Genomic DNA, 16,243 nt, shown 5'->3' with positions numbered 1-16,243 from the left:
CCGCCCGGCCGACGCGCCACGGAACCGGGTTCCACACGCGATTCTCCACAACACCCCGGTCATCCACAGGCACGTCCGGAACGCCTTGCCCCACCCGCGCCGCCGCCCATAGGCTCGACGCCATGGGGAGGAGGAGTGGCGGCCCCCGAGACGGTCGGTGCCGGGGCGGGGCACCGGTACCGTCACGGCCACGCGCCGACTTGACAGCTACCGACCGGTAGACGAGACTCGACGGCACCCCATCCCGAACGGAACCGCCCGCCATGATCCAAGCCGTCGTCTACGCGATCCCCGCGTTCGTGCTGTTCGTCGTCATCGAGGCGTTGTCGTTCCACTTCGCACCGGACGAGGAGGAACGCGGGTACGACCTTCGCGACTCCGCGACCTCACTGACGATGGGGGCCGGGTCCCAGGTCGTCGGCTTCTTCTGGAAGTTCGCCACGATCCTGGTCTACGCCGCGGCGTTCGAGTACCTCGCCCCGTGGAACCTGGACATCGTGGGGAACCCGGTGATCGCGGGCAGCGCCGTCGCGGTGACGGTGACCCTGTTCGGGTTGTTCGTCGCGGACGACCTCGCGTACTACTGGTTCCATCGCTCGCACCACCGTGTCCGGCTCCTGTGGGCGAGCCACGTCGTCCACCACTCCAGCCGTTACTACAACTTCACCACGGCGTTGCGGCAGAGTTGGACGCCGATGAGCGGCCTGCCGTTCTGGCTGCCGCTGGCGCTGATCGGCTTCCCACCGTGGATGATCTTCCTTCAGCAGTCGATCAGCCTCATCTACCAGTTCTTCCTGCACACCGAGCGGATCGGCACCCTCTGGCGTCCGGTGGAGTTCGTGATGAACACCCCGTCACACCACCGGGTGCATCACGGCTCCAACGAGATGTACCTCGACCGCAACTACGGGGGCATCCTGATCGTGTGGGACCGGCTGTTCCGGACGTTCCAGCCCGAGGACGTGCGGGTCGTCTACGGCCTGACCCGCGACATCGACACACACAACCCGATCAAGGTGGCCTTCCACGAGTACGCCGACATCTGGCGTGACGTGCGGGCCCACCGTGGACTGCGGACCAGGCTCGGTTACCTGTTCGGTCCGCCCGGATGGACGGCGGACCACCGTTGAGCCCCGTACTCCCCCTGGCGGGCTATGCCCTGCTCACCGCCGGAAACCTCGTCGGCGTCGGTTTCGACCTGCCGGCGGTGGAATGGGCGACCAAGCCGTTGCTCATGCCGATGCTGGCGGTGCTGCTGCTGACATCAGGCGGGCTGCGACTCCGGCACGGCGTCACCATGGTGACCGGCCTGGCGGCCGCCACCGTCGCCGACGTCGCGTTGCTGATCGAGGGCGACACGGCGTTCCTGGTCGGCATGGGCTTCTTCCTGGTGATGCAGGTCTGCTACATCACGGTCTTCCTCCGGATGGGCGCCTGGAACCGGATTCGCCGCTTCCCGTGGCTGGTGTCGGTGTTCGCCCTGGTCCTGGCCGCGTTCCTCGTGCCGTTGTGGAATCAGCTCGGGGACATGGCGGTGCCGATCGCGGGTTACGGCACGGCCCTGGCGACCATGGCGATGTTCGCGGTGGGCCTGTCGAACCGGTTGGGGCTGGGTGGGGTGCTGTTCCTGATCTCCGACCTGTTGATCGGTGTCGGCGTGGCGGGAGTGGACTTCACCGGACGTGGCCTGATCATCATGGCGACCTACATCGCCGCCCAGTACCTCATCGTCTCCGGTTGGCTGACCCTGTCACGGCATCCCGGTACCGGTCACTGAGGAGCCGGGTTCGAGGCCGCCGGCGGTTCGGTGGCGAGCCGGGCGCCGTGTGCGGATATCACCGTGTTCAGCCGGTCGAGTAGTGCGGCGAGTCCGGACAGATCGACGGTCCCGTCGTCCAATGCGGTGAGCAGGTCGGCGACGAGCGGATTCCACGTCGCGGCGCGTAGTGCCGCGTGGTGGGACGAGACAGTCAGCGACTGCGCCCGCCGGTCGCGTTCGTCCACTGCGCGGACGACGTAGCCGGCGGCGACCAGTCGGTCGGTGACCTTGGTGACGGCGGCGGGACTGAGTCGGGCGGCCTCCGCCAGGGCACGGGCGTTGAGTGGGCCGTCGCGTTCGATGATCTCCAGACAGCGCAGGTCGTTGCGGTTGACGCCGTACCCGGCGGCGACCTGGTCGAGCAACAGGTCGGTCTGGGAATGCAACCGCCGCAGGCGTTTCAGCACCTCGAGGGCATCGCCGGTCATGGATCCTCCAATTAATTCACGACGTGTAATATACACGAGCCGTATTGATTTCCAGAATCGAGCGACCATGCCACCACGCACCCTCCGCACACTGACCCTCGTCGCCACCGCCGGCTACACCCTCTGGGGCGTGCTGCACATCGGCCTCGGCGCGGCCATGCTCAGCCGAAACCTCGGGATCGATATATATCAATCCGAACTCGCGGCGGAGAGCACCATGTTCTTCGTCAGCGCCGTGGTGTTCGGCGCCCAGGCCGTCATGGTCGCGGTGACACTCAACCGCCGCAACGACCGCGTCGGCCACTGGCTCAACCTCACCGTCCTGGGCGCCGTCGACGCCGCCTTCATCGCCGTCATGCTCGTCCCCGGACACGTCGGTTGGGCCGAGGGCGTCGTCGCACCACTCATATGGCTGGCCGCCGCCTGCTGCGCCGCCGCCGCACGGCGCGGTGCCGCACCGGCCCGCGCGCCACGGCTCATCCGATCGTGAACTCCAGCACCGCCTCGGTCCCGCCACCGTCCCGGTTCCGCAACTCGATCTGGCCGCGCAACTCCCCCGTCGCCAGGGTGCGGACGATCTGGAGCCCCAACCGGTGCGTCGCGTCCACCCGGAACGACTCGGGTAGGCCGCGGCCGGTGTCGGACACCGTCACCCGCAACCGATCGCCCTCCCGTAGTACTCCGATGACCACCTCACCGCCCTGCCCCGGCAGGTAGGCGTGCTCCACTGCGTTCTGCACCAGCTCGTTCAACACCATCACCAGCGGTGTCGCGACCTCGGAGGGCAACACCCCGAAACTGCCGTCCCGCCGGAGCCGCACGTCGGACTCCGCGGCCGCCACCTCGGTGGCCATCGACGCGACCCGGTCCACGATCGCGTCGAACGCCACGGACTCGTCACTCGACAACGACAGGGTCTCGTGGACCAGCGCTATCGAGGCCACCCGGCGCACCGACTCCTCCAAGGCGGCACGCGCCTGCGGCACGCCCACCCGGCGCGCCTGCAGACGCAACAGGGCGGCGACGGTCTGGAGGTTGTTCTTGACGCGGTGGTGGATCTCCCGGATCGTCGCCTCCTTGGTGACGAGTTCCCGGTCGAGCCGCCGCACCTCCGTCACGTCACGGACCAGTACCAGCGCCCCCGCGCCCCTCCCGTCGGGACGCAGCGGCAACGCCCGCATCAACACGACCGCGCCCCGCGCCTCCAACTCCTTGCGGCGGGGCGTGCCGCCCGCGAGCGCGGTCGTGATGCGCCGGGCGGCGTCCTCGCCCTGGCCGGGGTCGTTGACGAGCTTGCGGGTCAGTGACGCCAACTCCTCACCGGAAAGGATCCCGGTCACGCCCATCCTCCGGTACGCCGACAACGCGTTGGGCGAGGCGTAACGGACCAGGCCGTCGGCCCCGAGCCGGACCAGGCCGTCGCCCACCCGGGGGGCGGTCGTCGGTTCGCCCGGAAGCAGCGGCGGCGGGAACCCGCCGTCGGTGAGCATCTGCACCAGGTAGTCGGCGGTCTTCAGGTAGTTGAGTTCGAGGTGACTCGGGCTGCGGGTGTCCGAGAGGTTGGTGTCGCGGGCGACCACCGCGACCACCTTCTGCCGGTCCCTGCGGCGCACCGGTACCGCCTCGTGACGGGCCGGGGTCTCGCCGTGCCACACCGGGTCGCCCTCGCGGTAGATGCGGCCCTCGGTGAACGCCACCCGCAGATGTTCGGCGGCGGGACCGTCGATGACCTGACCGACCTGGTCGTCGTCGTACGCGGTGGGGCCGGTGGTGGGCCGGACCTGCGCCAGGCAGATGAACGCGCCTGTGCCGTCGGAGGCGCCGCCGGGCTGGTCGTCGCGAACGGGCGCCCACAGTAGAAGGTCGGCGAACGACAGGTCGGCGAGCAACTGCCACTCGGCGGCGAGCCGGTGCAGGTGTTCACTGGTCGCGCGGGACAGATCGGTCCGGGCCTCGACAAGGTCACGAAGGGTCGACATCGGGGCAACTCTAGCCCGGCGGCACGCCCCACCGCCCGCTTCACGACGGGCGTGACGCCCTCCCGACCGGTGCGGGGGCCGCCACTCCTCCTCCCCATGGCGTCGAGCCTATGGCGGGGAGGCCGGTCCGGTCCAGCGCGGCGGACCTCGCCTGTGGATAACCCCGCGATTGTGGACGGGCGACGGATCCGGCTCACCGGGTGGACGTCGGGAGCTCCGCAGCTCCACCGGCGGCTCCACCGGCGGCGCGGAAAGCCGCGCGGAACCGCGCAGGAACGCGCAGCCGCCGGCGCGGTGCGGTCGTCCCCGCTCCGCGCCGGCGGTCGCGCCTACATCGTCTCGGTCACCTTGCGGAGCCCGCGGGGCGCGTCCGGGTTCTCCCCGCGCGTCAGCGCCAGGGCCAGCGCCAACCGCTGCAGCGGCAGGATGTCGAGCATGGGTGCCAGCCGTTCGTCCACGCGCGGCGACGGGATTCGCAGCGGCGCGCCGGGAACGTCCTGCGAGGCGACGGCGACCACGTCGGCCCGCCGTTCACCGAGCCTGCCGATCACGTCGCGCATGGCGCCTCCCCCGGGGCCGTCACCGACGATGGCCAGTACCGGCACGTCGGGGTCGGCCATCGCCAGCGGACCGTGCAGCAGGTCGGCGCCGGAGAACGCCAACGCGGAGAGGTAGGAGGTCTCCATGAGCTTCAACGCGGTCTCCCGGGCGGTCGGGTACGCGTACCCGCGTCCGGTCGTGACTAGCCGTTCCGCGAAGCGGTAACGGGGCGCCAACTGGACGGCCGTGTCGTCGTCCAGGACGGTCCGGGCCAGTTCCGGAAGCTCCGCCACGAGAGCCGACTCCTCCTCGCCCAACCGGCCGTCGCCGGTGCGGATCCCCTCGATGAGCATGAACAACGCCAGTAGTTCCGCGGTGTAGGTCTTGGTGGCGGCGACGGCGCGTTCGTGCCCGGCGGACACGTCGATGTGGCGTTGCGCCTGCGCGGCCAGTGGCGAGCCGGGGTTGTTGGTCACGGCCAGGGTCGCCGCGCCCGACTCGGCGGCCACCCGCAGCACCTCGGAGATGTCCGGGGACCCTCCCGACTGCGACACGCCCACCACCAGGGCCTCGGAGAGGTCGGGACGCGCGCCGTAGACGGTGATGGCGCTGGGTGAGGCGAGCCCGGCGGGGATGCCCAACCGGATCTCGGTGAGGTACGCCGCGTACAGCGCCGCGTGGTCGGAGGTTCCGCGGGCGGTGTACATGACGAACTTGGGTCGGCGGCGGGCGATCTCGGCCGCGACCTGCGCGATCTCGTCGGCCCGGCTGTCGGCCAGCCGGGCGAAGACCTCCGGTTGCTCGGCGATGTCGCCGGTCATGCCCGCGCCGGGTGCCGCCGCGAGCCCTTCGGTCTCGGTACGCCCGGCCGAGGTCGCCGACTGCTGCTGACTCATCACTACTCCCACTGCTTGCTCTCTGCGCGCTGTTGCGCAGCGCAAGCATATTCCGCTCAGTTTCGCGCGGCGGCCTCCGGTGGGGTGGAATCCAGTAGACGTTGCCAAGCCCACAGTGAGATGCCGGGGACGGGGGCCCAGTCGCGGTCGGGCAGCCGGGTGAAGCCGAGCCGTTGATAAAGGCGTTTCGCGGTGTCGCCGTGCTCGGCGCGGGTGCAGATGACCACGGCACGGCAGCCGAGTTCCCGGGCGCGTTCGAGGCAGGCGGTGACCAGTAGCCGTCCGACGCCGCGGCCCTGTGCCGCCGGGTCGACCGACAACATGCGGAATTCGAGTTCGTCGGCTCGGCAGATCTCGGCGTACCGGCTGCCGGGTGGGCACAACGCCACGGCGCCCACCACCCGTTCGTCGATCACCGCCACCAGCAGTTCCGCGTCCCGGGCGCGTCCGGCGGCGTCACGCAGCGCGGCCTCGTAGCCGGACTCGTCGAGCTGCCCGTCGGCGCGGTAGGCGTCCACCGCGATCCTGCCCACTTCGGCGAGGTCGTGTGCGGTGGCGGCCCGGATCTGGACACCGACGGGCCGCTCGTCCGTGGTCGAAGTCGGCACGACGCTATTCGACGGTCGCAATCAGGTCGCCCTCTTGGACGACCTGGCCCTCGGTGACGTGCAGTTCGGCGACCACTCCGCCGTCCTCCGAGTGGACCGGGATCTCCATCTTCATGGACTCCAGGATGACGATGGGGTCGGCGTCGCTCACCTCGTCACCGGGCTTGGCGACGATCTTCCAGACGTTCGCCACCATCTCGGCGCGGATCTCCTCGGCCATGGCCGCCTCCAGTTTCTATTCGGTTGCACACACACTAGAACGCCGGGCGGAAGGGACTCGGCCAGGCGATGCGTATCCTAAAGCGTCGATCGCCACACGTTTCAGGAGGAAACCATGGCCAAGCGGGCCCGTAAGCGCCGCGCGCGCAAGAAGAAGGGCGCCAACCACGGCAAGCGCCCCAACGCCTGAACAGGGCGACGGCCGCCGGTGCGACGGGTGAACCCGTTCACACCGGCGGCCGTGTCGTGTCGGCGGTCAGACCGGGGCCTTGACGTGTGCGTCCTCCACGGCGGCGGGGGTCGACTCCGCGCTCGGGCTGCCGCGCAACGGCACCTCCTTGACGAACCAGGCGAGCAGGAACGCCACGGCCGCGAACGGGATCGTCCAGACGAACACGGTCGTGAGCCCGTCGGTGACGCCGCCGGTGACGATGGCGCGCATCCACTCCGGAAGCAGGGCGACCTTCTCGGGGTCGAGCCCGGCGCCCTCCCCGCCGCCGTTGAAGTTCGCGGCGATCTCGGCGGGAAGCCGGCCCTGGACGGAGGCGGCGAGCCGGTCGGCGAAGACCGCGCCGAACAGTGCGACGCCGAAGGAGCCGCCGATGTTGCGCAGGAAGGTGGCGGTGCTGCTGGCGACGCCGATGTCGCGTTGCGGGGCGCTGTTCTGTGCGACGAGCATGGTGATCTGCATGAGCAGGCCGAGGCCGGCCCCGAACACCACGAGGTAGATGGCCGTCTGGATCAGTGAGGTGTCGACGCTCAGGCCGGTGAGCAGCACCATGCCGACGATGAGGATCGCGCCGCCCACGATCGGGAAGATCTTGTAGCGACCGGTGCGGGTGACGTAGGAGCCCGCGGCCAGTGAGCAGGTCATGGCGGCGAGCATCATCGGGATGAACCAGAGTCCGGATTCGGTGGGGGTCTGGCCCTGGACGATCTGCTGGTACATCGGGATGAACGTCATCGCGCCCATCATCGCGAAACCCTGGAGGAATCCGATGACGTTGATGACGACGAAGTTGCGGTCGGTGAACAGCCGCAACGGCAGGACGGGTTCGGCGGCGCGGCGTTCGACCACGACGAGTCCGACGAGGGCCAGTACGGACACCATGCCGAGTCCGATGATCTGTGGGGAGTCCCAGGCGTATTCGGTGCCGCCCCAGGTGGTGAACAGTACGAGTCCGGCCGCGGCGAGGGACAGCAGTGCGATGCCCGCGTAGTCGATGCGGACCCTGGCGCGGTGGCGGGGCAGTTTCAGCGTCAAGGCGATGACGATTAGCGCGATGGCGCCAAGGGGCAGGTTGATGTAGAAGGCCCAGCGCCAGGTGAACTGGTCGGTGAGGAATCCGCCGACGAGGGGTCCGCCGATGGTGGACAGCATCATGACCGCCGCCATGAATCCCTGGTAGCGTCCGCGTTCGCGGGGTGAGACGAGGTCGCCGAGGATGGCCATCGCGCCGACCATGAGGCCGCCGGCGCCGAGCCCCTGCACTCCCCGGAAGGCGATGAGCTGGGCCATGCTCTGTGCGGCTCCCGAGGCGGCGGAGCCGATGAGGAACAACCCGATGGCGAACATGAACAGGCGTTTGCGGCCGTAGATGTCGCCGAGTTTGCCGTAGAGGGGGGTGGAGACGGTGGCCGCCAGGATGTAGGCGGTGACGACCCACGACATGTGGGCGTAGCCGCCGAACTCGCCGACGATGGTCGGCATCGCGGTGCCGATGATGGTGTTGTCGAGCATCGCGAGGAGGATGGCGAGCATCAGACCGGGCAGCACGATGAGGACTTCACGTCGCATCTTCGGCGGTGCGGCCGTCGGCCGTTCGGCCTGAGACATGGGCTGGACTCCCTCCGGAAGCTTGCCAGCCGGCAAGTAAGTGTGCGTTACCGTTGAAACGTAGACCGGAACTAGCCGGTCGGCAAGTAAGTAGAGGACGTCCATGCGTGAGCCGGGTAACACCAGGGAACGGATCCAGCAGGTGGCGATGGATCTGTTCACCGAACAGGGATACGAGCAGACTTCGCTGCGGGAGATAGCCGAACGGCTCGGGGTCACCAAGGCGGCACTCTACTACCACTTCAAGACCAAGGAGGAGATCGCGGCGAGCTTCTTCGAGGGCTTCGGCGCCGACGTCGACGCGCTGGTGGCGTGGAGTGAGGAGCGGACGCCGAATCTGGAGGCACGCAGGGAACTCGTCAACCGCTACGCCGACCTGCTGATGAGGCACCACACGCTCTTGCGATTCATGCACCAGAACCCGCCGGTGCTTCGCAAGCAGGACAAGGAGTCGATCTTCAAACAGCGGATGCACCGGCTGCACGGTTTCCTCGTCGATCCGGACGCCCCACTCATCGAGCGGCTACGCGCCCACGACGCCATCATGACGATGCACTCGGCGTGGTTCCTGCCGATCGGCCTCGACGCGGACCACGACGAGCTGCGGGATGCGACGGTGCGGATATCGGTGGAACTGTTGGAACGGAATGCCGAAGGCGGTCGGCCTCCGGCGTGAGGCCGTCTTCAGCCCGAGGGCCGGTCGAGCTGTTCCGGTGAGGTCAGGATCGCCAGCTTCGCGCGGAGCCGGGCCTTGACCTCGTCCGGGGCCACCTCGTTGGAGCAGCACCGGTGGACGAGTGCGCGCACGTCCTGCTCGATGCCGTACTCGGCGAGGCACGGCGAGCACTCCGACAGGTGCTTCTTTATGATGTCCCGCCTCGCGTCGGCGCACTCGGCATCCAGATAGAAGTAGACCTCCGAGAGAACCTCCCGGCAGTCCACGTCGTGCGGTTCACCACCGCTCACCGTGATACCTCCTCATTACCCGACGAGGCGGAGAAGCCCCGCTCCGCCGCGTACTCGGTCAACATGTCGCGCAACTGACGCCGGCCACGGTGCAGACGCGACATCACGGTGCCGATCGGCGTCCCCATGATGTCGGCGATCTCCTTGTACGCGAAACCCTCGACGTCGGCGAGGTAGACCGCCAACCGGAACTCCTCCGGCAGCCGGGCCAACGCGTCCTTGACGTCCGAATCGGGCAACCGGTCCAGTGCCTCGGTCTCCGCCGAACGCAACCCCGAGGAGGTGTGCGACTCGGCCTCCACCAACTGCCAGTCGGTGATCTCGTCGGTCGGCGCCTGCACCGGCTGACGCTTGCGCTTGCGATAGGAGTTGATGTACGTGTTGGTGAGGATGCGGTACATCCACGCCCGCAGGTTCGTTCCCGCCTTGAACTGGTGGAACGCGCTGAAGGCCTTCAGGTAGGTCTCCTGGACCAGGTCCTCGGCGTCCTGAGGGTTGCGGGTCATCCGCAGCGCCGCCCCGTAAAGCTGATCGACCAGCGGCATCGCGTCACGTTCGAAACGGTCACGCTGCTGCTGCGCGGTCTCCTCCTGATCGGCCTGATCGGCGTCGGTCACCGGCTCCCCTCTCCACGGCTGTTGCGCCGAGGGTACGGCAACCGAAGGGGCCTCCGAAACCGGAATCGCCGGGTGCACGGCGCCGCCCGCGCCCTCCGCCCCCGGCGCGTCGACCGGCCAGGCAGGGGCGTTGAGCAGGCGTTGCAGCCGCTCGGTGTCGCGATTGGCGACACGTTCCCGTAGAGACGTCATCACGGGCCACTCCTTCCACGGCGAGGGGTACCCGCCGCCACGACCCGATGCAACAGCGGCCCCGCCCGGAACATTCCCGGCCACGGCCCCGCTCGTGAGACGGATCACCGCTTCGCGTGACCGACCCGTTACCTCACGACATCGGGCTCGTTTACCAGTGTGAACCCATAAGGGATCTCCCACAGCGGGCCTTCGGGCCCGTGCCAATCTCCCAGGCCCTGCCCGGGCCCGGCGGTGAGACACCACCGCCGGGTCCGGGACGGCAGATCCAGACGCTCCGGGGCCGGCCGCCTCCGCTATCCGACCAGCCGTCCGAGCGGTCACGCCGCGGCGACGGTGTCCCGCCACGCCACCAGCATCACCTGGCGCTCCCGGGGCGTGGTGCCGCCCCACACGCCGTTGCGGTCGCCGGCGTCCAACGCCCACGCCAGGCACGCCGCCTGCACACCGCATCCGGAGCACAACGCCAGCGCCGCGTTGGGGGTCTCCTTCAACTGGGGTTCGGGGAAGAAGGTCTCCGGGTCCACCGACAGGCACCGGCCCCGCAGCCGCCATTCGGGATCGCGCCGCCCGACGTCCATGGCACGCCTGAGCCGGGGGTCCCGCCGCGCGGCGTCGACTTCCTCCGGGCTCGGGTTCTTCTTGCTCCGGCTCACACTACCCAGCCTCCCGTACAGAATCGTCGAGGGAAACGTTGCCGACGGACCGACATCGCAACGCGCGTAGTGTTGTGTTTTACCCCACATGTCCGACGGAGCGCAATAGCCGCATTCCGATTCGGCCCGAACGGCCAGCCGTCGGTGACCGGCGGGAAACCCGGATCGACACGACGACCCCCCGGCGTCAAAAACCGTTCACGACAGGTGAACCGGCACGTCACGCCGGTGCCCCACCGAACGGGTCAGAACAAAGTGTCCTGTGACGGCACCGTCGCGCCACCGGCCACCTCGACCGGTTCTATCAACTTCGGACTGTCGTTGCGGACGTTGCCGACCGCCCGGTCCACCGGGTGGAAACGCAACCGGGACAACAACTCCTCCCCCGGTTGCCGCAACAGGTGCTCGGCGGCGTCGGGATCCTCCAGCCAGTCCCGGTAGGAGTCGACGGGCAACACCAACGGCATCCGTTCGTGGACGTCGCGCAGCCCTCCGACCGCGTTCACGGTGAGGATCGTGCAGGTCATCAGGCGGTCGGAGTCGCCACCCCAGGTCTCCCACAGACCCGCGAACACCAGTGGCGCCTCGTCGACACCGGTGGTGTAGTACGGCTGCTTCCCGCCGGGGAGTTTCTGCCACTCGTACCAGCCGTCGGCCGGCACCAGGCAGCGGCGGCGCGCGAACGGCGCCCGGTACGCCCGCGACGTGGTGACCGTCTCGGCGCGGGCGTTGATCATCCTGACACCGACGGCCGGGTCCTTCGCCCACGGCGGCACCAGCCCCCACCGGGCCGCCGACACGACGCGGCCCTCGGCGGAGCGGGACATCCGGACCACCGGGATCCGTTGCGTGGGCGCCATGTTGAACCCGATGTCGGTGTCGCCGCCGGTCACGTCCACGGCGTCGAACAGGGTCGCCAGATCGGCCGTCGACCGGGTGGAGGCATAACGTCCGCACATGCGGCCACATTACGCCGCGCCACCGACAATCCCCGATACGCTGATGGACGTGACTGATACCCGTGCCCCTGCGGCGCAGCGCTGGCGCGCCCCCGTCGCCTCCGACCCGGTGAACGCCAGTGTCGCGCTCCCCGGCTCCAAGTCCATGATGTCCCGCGCGCTGGTGCTGACCGCCGCCAGTGTCGGCGCGAGCTCACTGGCGTCCCCCCTCCACGCCCGCGACACCCGTCTCATGGTCGCCGCGTTGCAGGCCATGGGCACCAGGGTCGTCACCGCCGACGACGCGCTGTGGCTCGTCCATCCGCGTCCGCTGCGGGGACCCGCGCAGATCGACTGCGGGCTGGCGGGAACGGTGATGCGGTTCCTGCCGCCGTTGGCGGCCACCGGTACCGGCGCGATCACCTTCGACGGCGACCCGCACGCCCGGACCCGGCCGATGGCGCCGCTGCTGGGCGCCCTGGAGGACCTGGGGGTCTCGGTGGAACGTGACGGCGGTCAGGGACTCCCGTTCACCGTCACCGGTGTGGGAAGAGTGACCGGCGGCGAGGTCACGCTCGACGCGTCACGGTCGAGCCAGTTCATCTCCGGGCTGCTGCTGGCGGCGCCGGAGTTCGACCGGGGGATCGTGGTCCGGCACGAGGGTCCGCCGGTGCCCTCCGCGCCGCACGTACGGATGACCGTGGACATGCTCCGGGCCGCCGGTGCGGCGGTCGACGACTCCCGCCGGGACGTGTGGGAGGTGGAACCTGGGCGTCTCACCGGCCGCGCCTGGCACATCGAACCGGACCTGTCCAACGCCGCGCCGTTCCTGGCGGCGGCCCTGTTGACCGGCGGGACGACCGTGGTTCCCGGTTGGCCGTACCACACCAGTCAGCCCGGCGACCTGCTGCGGGACGTGTTGGTGGAGTTCGGGGGACGTATCGCGCTCACCGACGAGGGCCTGACCGTGCGGGGCACCGGCCGGATCAAGGGCATCGACATCGATCTGTCCGAGGCGGGTGAGCTCACCCCGGTGATCGCGGCGGTGTGCGCGCTCGCCGAGACACCGTCGACGCTTCGGGGCATCGCGCACCTGCGGGGCCACGAGACGGACCGGTTGGCCGCGCTCGCGGCCGAGATCAACAAGCTGGGCGGCGACGTCACCGAGACCGACGACGGCCTGCGCATCCGGCCCCGGACGCTGCGCGGCGGCCTGTTCGACACCTACGACGATCACCGGATGGCCCAGGCGGCGGCCGTCATCGGCCTGTCGGTCCCGGACGTCGAACTGTCCGATGTGGCGTGTACGTCCAAGACGCTCCCCGACTTCCCGCACATGTGGGACGAGCTGCTGGGGACCTCGTCCTGAACCGGCGGCGCAGGAACTACGACGAGGAGGACGTCCGGATCAGGCCCGGACGTGGCTCCCGTCCCCGCACCAAGGTCCGCCCCAAGCACGCCGGGGCGGTGGAGGGTTTCGTCTTCGGTGTCGACCGGGGCCGCTACCAGGTGCGGGTCGCCGACGGGGACGGCCCGGTCGACGTGGTCGCGATGTCGGCCCGGGAACTGGCCCGTAAGTCGGTGATCCTGGGCGACCGGGTGGGCCTGGTCGGGGACGTGTCCGGCAGGCCGGGCACGCTGGCCCGGATCGTGAAGGTCGGGCCGCGGCACGGTGAACTGCGCCGCACCGCCGACGACGACGATCCCACCGAGCGGGTGATCGTCGCCAACGTCGACCAGCTCGTCGTGGTGTCGGCGCTGGTGGATCCACCGCCCAGCACCGGTTTCATCGACCGGTGCATCGTCGCCGGGTTCGACGCCGACATCGACGTGTTGTTGTGCCTGACCAAGGCCGACATCGGTTCCGCCGCCATCCCCGAGGTGGAGTCCTACTACGCCGACCTGGAGTTGAACCTCGTCACCTGCGCCCCGGACCGGCCGTTGACCGCGCTCGCCGACACGTTGCGCGACAAGGTGTCGGTCTTCATCGGCCACTCGGGTGTGGGGAAGTCCACCCTGGTGAACCGGCTCGTACCGGGAGCCGGCCGCTCCACCGGTGCCGTCTCGGCGATCGGCAAGGGACGGCACACCTCCACCAGCGCGGTGGCGCTCGCGCTGCCCGGCGGTGGATGGATCGTCGACACACCGGGCGTGCGGTCGTTCGGGCTGGCGCACGTGTCCCCCGACTCGCTGCTGCTGGCGTTCGGTGACCTCGCGCAGGTCGCCACCGACTGCCCACGCGGTTGCGACCACACCGGCGCGGGGGGCGACTGCGCGCTCGACACCCTCCGCGACGTCGACGGCGCCCCGCCGCAACGGCTGGTGTCCTACCGCCGGCTCCTGCAGTCGTTGACGGGTTGAGGGGCCGGCGACCCGTTCGCCGCGGTCCGTCCCGTCGCCGGGCACCTCTAGACTCACCGCCATGCCATACAGCGACGATCTGGGGTTGGCCCATCTGCTCGCCGACTCGGCCGACTCCGTCACCACGGACAGGTTCCGGTCGCTGGACCTGAAGATCGACACCAAGCCCGACATGACGCCGGTCAGCGACGCCGACACCGCCACCGAGAAGGCGCTCCGTTCGACCTTGGCGCGGGCCCGCCCCCGCGACGGCGTCATGGGCGAGGAGTTCGGGGACGAGCCGGGCGCCGGGTCGCGACGTTGGGTGATCGATCCGATCGACGGCACCAAGAACTTCATCCGCGGGGTCCCGGTGTGGGCGACGCTGATCGCGTTGTTCGACGGCACCGAGCCGGTCGTGGGCGTGGTGTCGGCGCCCGCGCTGGGCCGCCGCTGGTGGGCCGCCAAGGGCGCCGGGGCGTTCGCCGGGCGCCACCGCACCCGTGCCGAACGCATCGAGGTGTCCGGGGTCCGCCGGGTGCCGAACTGCTCAATCAGCTACTCCAGCCTGCCGAGCTGGTTCGATCACGGCCGCGGCCCGCAGATGGTGGAGCTGCTGCGGCGGTCGTGGCGCAGCCGCGCCTACGGCGACTTCTACAGTTACATGCTGGTCGCCGAGGGCGCGGTCGACGCCGCGCTCGAACCCGAGGTGGCGTTGTGGGACCTGGCGGCGCCGTCGGTGATCGTGACCGAGGCAGGAGGCCGGTTCACCGATCTCGGCGGACGGCCCGGGCCGGACGGCGGTTCGGCGGTCGCCAGCAACGGCGTCCTGCACGATGAGGTGTTGACCGCTCTCGAAGCGTGAACCGTCTCACCCGATACGCCCGTTTCGACCGGAAACCACCGATGGTCATACCGCCCGCCTGGTGCGGGACCCGCCCGGCGACTAGTCTCACTGGGTGACCGCGGGATGGTTTTTCCTCGCGGCGATGATCATCGCTTATGGGGTCGCGAACTTCCTGCAAGCCGTCGCCGCGAGCCGAGAACGCAAACACGAGAGCTTCCATCCGAGGCTGCTTTTCAAGCTCGCCTCGCAGAAGACCTATCTGACCGGAATCGCCTGCCAGGTGCTGGGATTCCTGCTCGCCATCGTCGCGCGCGCCGACCTGCCGCTGTTCCTGGTGCAGGCGGCCGTCGCCGCGGGGCTCGGCGTCACGGCGATCCTGGGCGTCATCGTGCTGAAGTGGCAGCTCCCACGATCGGAGATCGCGCTGCTGGCGGGCCTGACGCTGGGCATCGCCGCTCTCGTGGTGTCGGCGCAGCCCTCCGCGTCCAAGGACCTCGACACCCTGGCCGTGGTGATCCTCGGCGCCAGTTGGCTCGTCATCGCGGCGGCCGGATGGATCACCGCGCAGAAGGTCCACGGGGTACCGGGCTCGGTCGCGCTCGGCGCCCTGGCCGGCCTGGCCTTCGGAGTGGCCGCGGTGGCGTCCCGGCCCCTGGCGTCGGCCGGTGTCACGGACCTGCTGGCGGATCCGCTGCTGTACCTGATCATCGTGCAGTCGTTGACGGGTCAACTGTTGCTGGCGCTGGCGATGCAGCGCGGCAGTACGACGGCGGCGGTGGCCGCCATGGACGCGGCGTTCGCGGCCCCGGCCGCCGCGGTGGGGCTCGTCCTGCTGGGTGACCAGATCCGGCCGGGACTGGAATGGCTAGCCGCGGTGGGTTTCCTGGTCACGCTCGGCACGGTGTTGGCGTTGACCCGGTTCGCCGAACCACAGCAGGCGGCGGCGTTGCCGCCGGTGCCGGCCCCCGTGCCGGTGGAGCGGAGACCACCACCGCAGGAGAACCAGGAGACGGCGCGGCGCAGGCCCAGGATCGCTCCGGTCTCCCCCTCGGACGACAACACGCGCCCGGCGGGGCAGCCCCGTCCCCCGGCGGGCCGCAGGACCGGCCGCGAAACCGGTGGCAACGGCATCCGATCGGTGCAGCCTCGGATCAGGTGACGGCCGTCGCGATCCCGGGGCGGTGAACGGCGTCGCGCCGTGGGCACGTGCCCACCGACCGCGAAACGGTTCCGCCCGCGCCGGGTGCGCGGTATGTCGTCGCCGGGCGTGGCCGTCGCACCGCACCGCGCCTTAAGCCCCGCTGAATACCGTTTGACACGGTTCGTCCGGCATTGCGAGACTTCGAGTGCCGGGGTGGTCT

Annotated in this window: 19 protein-coding genes; 9 read left to right on the top strand and 10 right to left on the bottom strand. The window is 69.7% G+C overall.

Annotation, left to right across the window (positions count from 1 at the left end; genetic code table 11):
* The first annotated feature begins 263 nt into the window (after positions 1-263).
* Together LX16_RS18715 and LX16_RS18710 are read left to right on the top strand one after the other, a co-directional pair.
* Positions 264-1,130, top strand: a complete 867-nt coding sequence (locus LX16_RS18715) for a sterol desaturase family protein (RefSeq protein ID WP_147140606.1) — start codon at positions 264-266, stop codon at positions 1,128-1,130.
* Positions 1,127-1,777 carry a lysoplasmalogenase gene (locus LX16_RS18710; protein ID WP_211354583.1) on the top strand — a complete coding sequence of 217 codons (651 nt, stop codon included), beginning with the start codon at positions 1,127-1,129 and terminating at the stop codon, positions 1,775-1,777. The genes LX16_RS18715 and LX16_RS18710 overlap by 4 nt, the downstream gene beginning before the upstream one ends.
* Here LX16_RS18710 and LX16_RS18705 read toward each other — a convergent pair.
* A complete protein-coding gene (locus tag LX16_RS18705) occupies positions 1,771-2,247 on the bottom strand; it encodes a MarR family winged helix-turn-helix transcriptional regulator (protein WP_158645654.1) in 477 nt (158 codons plus the stop codon). The genes LX16_RS18710 and LX16_RS18705 overlap by 7 nt on opposite strands.
* 67 nt (positions 2,248-2,314) lie before the next feature.
* Here LX16_RS18705 and LX16_RS18700 point away from each other — a divergent pair, with 67 nt between their 5' ends.
* Positions 2,315-2,737, top strand: coding sequence for a hypothetical protein (locus LX16_RS18700; protein WP_147140601.1), 423 nt, complete (start codon positions 2,315-2,317; stop codon positions 2,735-2,737).
* Here the strand turns inward: LX16_RS18700 and LX16_RS18695 are convergent.
* From LX16_RS18695 to LX16_RS18680, 4 genes are all read right to left on the bottom strand, one after another.
* Positions 2,724-4,226, bottom strand: a complete 1,503-nt coding sequence (locus tag LX16_RS18695; RefSeq protein WP_147140599.1) for a sensor histidine kinase — start codon at positions 4,224-4,226, stop codon at positions 2,724-2,726. The two genes, LX16_RS18700 and LX16_RS18695, sit on opposite strands and share 14 nt — an antisense overlap.
* Positions 4,227-4,555: 329 nt before the next feature.
* The gene (locus LX16_RS18690; RefSeq protein WP_147140921.1) at positions 4,556-5,587 is read right to left on the bottom strand and encodes an SIS domain-containing protein; all 1,032 of its coding nucleotides are present in this window, start codon (positions 5,585-5,587) and stop codon (positions 4,556-4,558) included.
* 131 nt (positions 5,588-5,718) lie between these two features.
* On the bottom strand, positions 5,719-6,270 hold the full coding sequence (locus LX16_RS18685; protein ID WP_147140597.1) for a GNAT family N-acetyltransferase: 552 nt from the start codon (positions 6,268-6,270) through the stop codon (positions 5,719-5,721).
* 4 nt (positions 6,271-6,274) lie between these two features.
* Positions 6,275-6,490: a biotin/lipoyl-binding carrier protein gene (locus LX16_RS18680; RefSeq protein ID WP_147140595.1), complete on the bottom strand. Its 216-nt coding sequence runs from the start codon at positions 6,488-6,490 to the stop codon at positions 6,275-6,277.
* 114 nt (positions 6,491-6,604) lie between these two features.
* On the opposite strand from LX16_RS18680, the gene LX16_RS28280 reads away from it, so the two are divergent.
* Positions 6,605-6,679 (top strand): 50S ribosomal protein bL37, encoded by a 75-nt coding sequence (locus LX16_RS28280; RefSeq protein ID WP_414715064.1) that lies wholly within the window; start codon positions 6,605-6,607, stop codon positions 6,677-6,679.
* A gap of 66 nt (positions 6,680-6,745) precedes the next feature.
* Here the strand turns inward: LX16_RS28280 and LX16_RS18675 are convergent, their stop codons facing one another.
* Positions 6,746-8,326, bottom strand: coding sequence for an MDR family MFS transporter (locus tag LX16_RS18675; RefSeq protein ID WP_147140593.1), 1,581 nt, complete (start codon positions 8,324-8,326; stop codon positions 6,746-6,748).
* Between the two features lie 103 nt (positions 8,327-8,429).
* On the opposite strand from LX16_RS18675, the gene LX16_RS18670 reads away from it, so the two are divergent.
* Positions 8,430-9,002 carry a TetR/AcrR family transcriptional regulator gene (locus LX16_RS18670; protein ID WP_147140592.1) on the top strand — a complete coding sequence of 191 codons (573 nt, stop codon included), beginning with the start codon at positions 8,430-8,432 and terminating at the stop codon, positions 9,000-9,002.
* A gap of 8 nt (positions 9,003-9,010) precedes the next feature.
* Here LX16_RS18670 and rsrA read toward each other — a convergent pair whose 3' ends face one another.
* The 4 genes from rsrA to LX16_RS18650 form a co-directional block, all read right to left on the bottom strand.
* Positions 9,011-9,292 carry a mycothiol system anti-sigma-R factor gene (gene rsrA / locus LX16_RS18665; RefSeq protein ID WP_147140590.1) on the bottom strand — a complete coding sequence of 94 codons (282 nt, stop codon included), beginning with the start codon at positions 9,290-9,292 and terminating at the stop codon, positions 9,011-9,013.
* Entirely contained in the window at positions 9,289-10,101 is an 813-nt protein-coding gene (locus LX16_RS18660; RefSeq protein ID WP_147140588.1) for a sigma-70 family RNA polymerase sigma factor, read from the bottom strand. The genes rsrA and LX16_RS18660 overlap by 4 nt, the downstream gene beginning before the upstream one ends.
* A 320-nt stretch (positions 10,102-10,421) precedes the next feature.
* A complete protein-coding gene (locus LX16_RS18655; protein ID WP_147140586.1) occupies positions 10,422-10,757 on the bottom strand; it encodes a WhiB family transcriptional regulator in 336 nt (111 codons plus the stop codon).
* 245 nt (positions 10,758-11,002) lie between these two features.
* Positions 11,003-11,716 carry an SOS response-associated peptidase gene (locus LX16_RS18650; protein ID WP_147140584.1) on the bottom strand — a complete coding sequence of 238 codons (714 nt, stop codon included), beginning with the start codon at positions 11,714-11,716 and terminating at the stop codon, positions 11,003-11,005.
* Between the two features lie 43 nt (positions 11,717-11,759).
* On the opposite strand from LX16_RS18650, the gene aroA reads away from it, so the two are divergent.
* From aroA to LX16_RS18630, 4 genes are all read left to right on the top strand, one after another.
* Positions 11,760-13,064, top strand: a complete 1,305-nt coding sequence (gene aroA, locus LX16_RS18645) for a 3-phosphoshikimate 1-carboxyvinyltransferase (RefSeq protein WP_147140582.1) — start codon at positions 11,760-11,762, stop codon at positions 13,062-13,064.
* Positions 13,034-14,056 carry a ribosome small subunit-dependent GTPase A gene (gene rsgA / locus LX16_RS18640; protein WP_211354579.1) on the top strand — a complete coding sequence of 341 codons (1,023 nt, stop codon included), beginning with the start codon at positions 13,034-13,036 and terminating at the stop codon, positions 14,054-14,056. The genes aroA and rsgA overlap by 31 nt, the downstream gene beginning before the upstream one ends.
* Before the next feature lie 61 nt (positions 14,057-14,117).
* Positions 14,118-14,900 carry a histidinol-phosphatase gene (gene hisN, locus LX16_RS18635; RefSeq protein ID WP_147140579.1) on the top strand — a complete coding sequence of 261 codons (783 nt, stop codon included), beginning with the start codon at positions 14,118-14,120 and terminating at the stop codon, positions 14,898-14,900.
* Positions 14,901-15,024: 124 nt separating this feature from the next.
* On the top strand, positions 15,025-16,041 hold the full coding sequence (locus LX16_RS18630; RefSeq protein ID WP_211354578.1) for a hypothetical protein: 1,017 nt from the start codon (positions 15,025-15,027) through the stop codon (positions 16,039-16,041).
* Positions 16,042-16,243: the final 202 nt, after the last annotated feature.

Origin of the sequence: Stackebrandtia albiflava (assembly GCF_007994225.1) — a bacterium.
Lineage (GTDB): Bacteria > Actinomycetota > Actinomycetes > Mycobacteriales > Micromonosporaceae > Stackebrandtia > Stackebrandtia albiflava.
The sequence above is the reverse complement of the archived record's forward strand: the minus strand, read 5'-3'. Positions and strand labels throughout refer to the sequence as shown.